Source organism: uncultured Pseudacidovorax sp. (assembly GCF_913773995.1).
GTDB lineage: Bacteria > Pseudomonadota > Gammaproteobacteria > Burkholderiales > Burkholderiaceae_C > Xenophilus.
Map to the genome: position 1 here is coordinate 1 of NZ_CAJYES010000039.1, position 5,725 is coordinate 5,725.

General features: G+C 62.3%; 6 protein-coding genes. 4 read left to right on the top strand and 2 right to left on the bottom strand.

The genetic code is table 11. From position 1 onward, the window contains the following. Positions 1 to 58: 58 nt before the first annotated feature. The 4 genes from QZ772_RS03855 to QZ772_RS03870 are packed head-to-tail and all read left to right on the top strand — an operon-like array spanning position 59 to position 3,728. Positions 59 to 784 carry an ABC transporter ATP-binding protein gene (locus tag QZ772_RS03855; protein WP_295523204.1) on the top strand — a complete coding sequence of 242 codons (726 nt, stop codon included), beginning with the start codon at positions 59 to 61 and terminating at the stop codon, positions 782 to 784. Beyond that, entirely contained in the window at positions 781 to 1,773 is a 993-nt protein-coding gene (locus tag QZ772_RS03860; RefSeq protein WP_114803565.1) for a branched-chain amino acid ABC transporter permease, read from the top strand. The genes QZ772_RS03855 and QZ772_RS03860 overlap by 4 nt, the downstream gene beginning before the upstream one ends. Before the next feature lie 18 nt (positions 1,774 to 1,791). Next, entirely contained in the window at positions 1,792 to 2,856 is a 1,065-nt protein-coding gene (locus tag QZ772_RS03865) for a branched-chain amino acid ABC transporter permease (RefSeq protein ID WP_295523207.1), read from the top strand. Continuing rightward, positions 2,853 to 3,728, top strand: a complete 876-nt coding sequence (locus tag QZ772_RS03870) for an alpha/beta fold hydrolase (RefSeq protein ID WP_295523209.1) — start codon at positions 2,853 to 2,855, stop codon at positions 3,726 to 3,728. The genes QZ772_RS03865 and QZ772_RS03870 overlap by 4 nt, the downstream gene beginning before the upstream one ends. A gap of 177 nt (positions 3,729 to 3,905) precedes the next feature. Here the strand turns inward: QZ772_RS03870 and QZ772_RS03875 are convergent, their stop codons facing one another. Both QZ772_RS03875 and QZ772_RS03880 read right to left on the bottom strand, forming a co-directional pair. Continuing rightward, positions 3,906 to 4,955 carry an RES family NAD+ phosphorylase gene (locus tag QZ772_RS03875; RefSeq protein ID WP_295523211.1) on the bottom strand — a complete coding sequence of 350 codons (1,050 nt, stop codon included), beginning with the start codon at positions 4,953 to 4,955 and terminating at the stop codon, positions 3,906 to 3,908. Between the two features lie 135 nt (positions 4,956 to 5,090). Then, positions 5,091 to 5,600, bottom strand: coding sequence for an SLATT domain-containing protein (locus QZ772_RS03880; RefSeq protein WP_366510530.1), 510 nt, complete (start codon positions 5,598 to 5,600; stop codon positions 5,091 to 5,093). Positions 5,601 to 5,725 lie beyond the last annotated feature (125 nt).

Here is a 5,725-nt window from a genome sequence, read left to right on the forward strand (position 1 = left end):
TTCAACGCGATGCGGCCCCCATCCCCACCTTCCCCCAGCGGGGGAAGGAGCAACAGCCATGAATCAAGCACTCCTCACGCTGGACGGCGTGCACACCCACATCGGCGCGTACCACATCCTCCACGGCGTGGACCTGGCGGTGCCCAAGGGCCAGCTCACCATGCTGCTGGGTCGCAACGGCGCCGGCAAGACCACCACGCTGCGCACGATCATGGGTCTGTGGAAGGTGGCGCAGGGCCGCGTGCAGTTCGCAGGCAAGAGCATCGCCAACCTGCCCACACCGCAGATCGCCGACCTCGGCATCGCCTACGTGCCCGAGACCATGGGCATCTTCGCGGACCTCACCGTGAAGGAGAACATGCTGCTGGCCGCCCGCGGCGCCCGCCGCGCGCAGGACATGGACGAGACGCGACTGAAGTGGATCTTCCGGCTCTTCCCCGCAGTGGAGAAATTCTGGAACCACCCGGCCGGCAAGCTCTCCGGCGGCCAGAAGCAGATGCTGGCCGTCTCGCGCGCCATCGTCGAGCCGCGCGAGCTGCTCATCATCGACGAGCCCAGCAAGGGCCTGGCGCCGGCCATCATCAACAACATGATCGACGCCTTCGCCGAGCTCAAGGCCAGCGGCGTGACCATCCTGCTGGTGGAGCAGAACATCCACTTCGCCCAACGCCTGGGCGACACCGTGGCCGTGATGGACAACGGCCGCGTGGTGCACGCCGGCGGCATGGCCGAGTTCTCGGCCGACACGCAACTGCAGCAGCGCCTGCTGGGACTGGCCCTATGACGACCCTCGCCAAAGACATCGACTGGAAGCCGCTGCTGCTGGTGCCCGCGCTCGCGCTGGTGGCCCTGCCGCTGGTGGGCTCGCCTTCCACCTGGCTCACGCTGACCATCGCCGGCCTGGCCATGGGCATGATCGTGTTCATCATCGCTTCGGGCCTGACGCTGGTCTTCGGGCTGATGGACGTGCTGAACTTCGGCCACGGCGTGTTCATCGCGCTGGGCGCCTTCGTCGCCACCAGCGTGCTGGGCGCCATGGGCGACTGGACGCAGTCCAGCTCCATCCTCACCAACCTGGTGGCGGTGCTGCCGGCCATGGTGGTCGCGATGCTGGTGGCCGGCGCCGTGGGCCTGGCCTTCGAGCGATTCATCGTGCGGCCCGTGTATGGCCAGCACCTGAAGCAGATCCTCATCACGATGGGCGGCATGATCATCGGCGAGGAGCTGATCAAGGTCATCTGGGGCCCGGCGCAGATTCCGCTGCCGCTGCCCGAGGGCCTGCGCGGCTCCTGGCTGTGGGGCGATGCGGCGGTGGAGAAGTACCGCGTGCTGGCCGTGATCGTCGGCGCCCTGGTCTTCGGCCTGCTGGCCTGGACGCTGGCCCGCACCAAGATCGGCCTGCTGATCCGCGCCGGCGTGCAGGACCGCGAGATGGTCGAGTCCCTTGGCTACCGCATCCGCGTGCTCTTCATCGGCATCTTCGTGGCGGGCAGCGCGCTGGCCGGCCTGGGTGGCGTGATGTGGGGCCTGTACCAGCAGAACGTGATCCCGCAGATGGGGGCGCAGGTCAACGTGCTGATCTTCATCGTCATCATCATCGGCGGCCTGGGCTCGACCACCGGGGCGCTGATCGGCGCACTGCTGGTGGGGCTGATGGCCAACTACACCGGCTTCGTCGCGCCGAAGGTCGCGCTGTTCTCCAACATCGCGCTGATGGTGGCGATCCTGCTGTGGCGGCCACAGGGCGTGTACCCCGTGGCGGGCAGCCGCTGAAAGGGAAGGGGACCGATCATGCTTCGACGCCTTCTCTCCAACGACCTGCCGCGCAGCAAGGTGCTGGCCGTGCTGCTGCTGGCCGTGCTGCTGGGCCTGGCCTTCGCGCCCTTTCTCTTCCCGGGCGTCAAGGCGCTCAATGTGGCGGCCAAGATCCTGGTGTTCATCGTGCTGGTGGCCAGCTTCGACCTGCTGCTGGGCTACACCGGCATCGTGAGCTTCGCCCACACCATGTTCTTCGGCATCGGCGCCTATGGCGTGGCCATCGCCGCCACGCGCATGGGCGCGGGTTGGGACGCGGTGCTCGTCGGGGTGCTGTGCGCGCTGGCCGTCTCGCTGGTGCTGGCGCTGGCGGTGGGCCTGTTCTCGCTGCGGGTGCGGGCCATCTTCTTCGCCATGATCACGCTGGCGGTGGCGTCGGCCTTCCAGACGCTGGCCTCGCAGCTGTCGGACTTCACCGGTGGCGAGGACGGGCTGACCTTCAAGCTGCCGGAACTGATCTCGCCCAGCTTCGAGTTCAGCGAGGAGCCCTTCCTCGGCATCTCGCTCGATGGCCGGCTGCTGTGCTACTACCTGCTCTTCGTGCTGGCCGTGGTGCTGGTGCTGGCGCTGCTGCGCATCGTCAATTCGCCCTTCGGCCGCGTGCTGCAGGCCATCCGCGAGAACGAGTTCCGCGCCGAGGCCATCGGCTACCGGGTGGTGGTGTTCCGCACGCTGTCGGCGGTGCTGTCGGCGCTGTTCGCGACGCTGGCCGGCGCCATGCTCGCGATCTGGCTGCGCTACAACGGGCCGGACACCTCGCTCAGCTTCGAGATCATGGTCGACGTGCTGCTGATCGTGGTGATCGGCGGCATGGGCACCATCTACGGCGCGGCCATCGGCGCGGTGCTGTTCGTGGTGGCGCAGAGTTATCTGCAGGACCTGCTGCGCCTGGGCAGCGAGGCGGCCAGCGGGCTGCCCTGGCTGTCGGCGGTGCTCTCGCCCGACCGCTGGCTGCTGTGGCTGGGCGTGCTCTTCGTGCTCTCGGTCTATTACTTTCCCACCGGCATCGTCGGCAAGCTGCGCAGCAGGAGCGCGAAATGAGCGTCACCCCCACTTCCCACTACGCGCAGCTGGTCGGCCGCGAGATCCACTGGATGGACTGGGGCGACCCGGCCGCGCCCGCGGTGATCGCCTGGCACGGCCTGGCCCGCACGGGCCGCGACATGGATGAACTGGCGGTGCACCTGGTGGCCGAAGGCTGGCGGGTGATCTGTCCCGACACCCTGGGCCGCGGCCTCAGCCAATGGAGCCCGGCGCCTGACGAGGAATACCAACTGGCTTTCTACGCGCGCCTGGCCGACGCGCTGTGCGAGCACCTGGGCCTGGCCCGCGTGCACTGGGTGGGCACTTCCATGGGCGGCGCCATCGGCACGGTGTGCGCGTCCGGCCTTGTGGTCCCGGCGATGAAGAAACGCATCGCCGCGCTGGTGCTCAACGACAACGCGCCCCAACTGGCCGCCGCGGCCATCGAGCGCATCAAGGCCTATGCGGGCAATCCGCCGGCCTTCGACACCGTGAGCGAACTGGAAGCCTTTCTGCGCACCGTCTACAAGCCTTACGGCTGGCTCAGCGATGCGCAATGGCGGCGGATGACCGAAACCTCGACCCGTCGCCTGCCCGACGGGCGCGTCACGCCGCATTACGACCCGGCCATGGTGCGCCAGTTCACCGTGCACGACGACGACTACCTCATCTGGCCGCACTACGACGCCATCGACGTGCCGGTGATGATCCTGCGCGGCGCCGAGTCGGACCTGGTGTTGCCAGACACGGTCGAGGCGATGCGCCACCGCGGGCCCGGTGCGGCGGGGCGGCTGACGGTGCTGGAGGTGCCGGGCTGTGGGCATGCGCCGGCGTTGAACGTGCCTGAGCAACTGGAGCCCGTTGCGGCCTTCCTGCGTTCGGCGCCCTAGTTCGGCTGGGGCCGGGCCGGGGCGAGGTCGCAAGCGTGTCCTCGCCCTCTTATGGGACAACGCCCAGGTTAGCCGGCGCCGGAGCGCGAAGCGCGTGGGGCACCAACAGTGGCCATGAAAATGGCGAAGCCATGGCCAGTGTTGGCGTCCGCGTTGAACCGACAGTTAGGTTTCGGCCTAAAAGCTCGCTGGCCCGAAGTGAAATTCATAGGCAACTCTGCTAAGAACTAGTTTGTTTATACAAGCAACCTTGAGTAAGCCAGACTCAATAGGTCGGTCAAAGACGGCAAGGTTTGGCACTGTGAAGGACTCTTCCTGCGCTTGAAGTTCGGGCGCCCTACGATGCGAGAGGCCGTATGTCGTGCGTAGCGGCATGAGGCCCAGACGTAGCAAGCTGAAGTAAGAAGGGTAGATGATTCCATCGAAGCCTGCTTGCTTTGCCGCACCAGCAATGGCTCGTGTGATTTCATAGGAATGCTTTCCAGCCATGAAGAGCTGGTGAATTGCCATGTCCAAGCTCTCAAACTCGGTGACCGATTCACTTTCGTCGGGGATCACTGACAAATCTAGAACCTTCAAAACCCGAGAAGGGACCAACGTTGCAAGATAAAGCTCGTCTTCGGCGGTAACGCGACATTCGTGGACGCATACCTCTAAGTCCGGGGATGCATACAGAATCGGCAATTCAAGGGAGTCGAGCCGGCCGCTGCCCAGATAAGGATTCGGTGGGCTATCGAATTCAGTGTGCAGGTCAGGATGTTTGGGATCTTTTCGAATTCGATAGAAATTTCTATTTGATTCGATGTGGCGAGATGGATAGGTCTTAAGGATCTTTGCGATGATCTTTGGGCGTTCCTTAAGGCTCTCAAGAGCTTTGAGCGGTTCAATCTCTCCGACCATCCAAAGGCGTGGACCGTAGTAGAAGAAGCCTATGCCTAATAGCGACTCGAACAGGGCAACATCTGCTTGCATCCAAGGTGGCGGCGTAATGGTAGTTTTTTGAAGTTCATTGAACTGAATCAACGGTGCGCCGCCGTATTCCGTTCGCCCGAATGACCCCCATACAAAGAATCGATATGCGAGTGAGGAGAGGAATGATTTGTCCAGCTTCTTCCCTTCTGTGCTGCCGCAATTTGGGCAGGACGCATCTCCAGCGATACCTATCTGCTCAGCGTCAAGCCGTAGGCCTTGATCAACGAAGCAGGAAGAGCAGGCGATTGTGTCCATTGTCAAAACAAGAGAAACCTAATGGCGAGGTAAGGGGCGCGCCGCCAACGAAAGCAAAACGAAGCCGCCGAACCTTGATAAAAAAACCAAAACTTCCAACAGGCGGCGCGTTCCTTTGACCGATTTGTTGGTCAATTATAGCTTGTTTTTTCTACCTTGCGCGACTGCATCGTAATCCTTATCAGGGATGCTTGGACTTTGCTTTACTAAGTCATCTAAAGTGGCACGAATTGATTCCAATTCTGCCGTACCCGGTTCTTCTACATGCCCTTTCGCGTCCGGGTACTTCATGGAAACGAAGTCAAGAGCTCGCTTAATGCTTTCGTAACCAGCTGCAGCTGACTTATGTTGGGCAGCAAGACCAGCGTCATCCAAAAATGTCTGTAGCGCTGTTAGTACTACAGCGGTTATAGACATCAAAGTGGCAGTAATTTGCAACCACGTTTCTGGTTTATCCTGCACGAGAGAGGAGACTACAGCAGTTCCCACGAGCGCGCTGAAGGATGTAGCCGCTATACCAAGATGCCTGTGATTCCGTTTATGTCGCTCAGCGACTCTGAAATGCGCATTGCATTTGTTCTTTGCCGATTCGTAATAACTGTCGACAATTTCGTGAAAAGTTCGCGCCACTATATATGTCCTCACGTTTCCCGCAATGCTTATTACAGTTTGTTAATCGGTGATTTCTAATCAGCCCAACGTGCGAGTTAACCGGAGCAGTGGGGCATGCCGGCGTTTGGGGCAGGATGAAATGGGCCCCAAACGGCGGC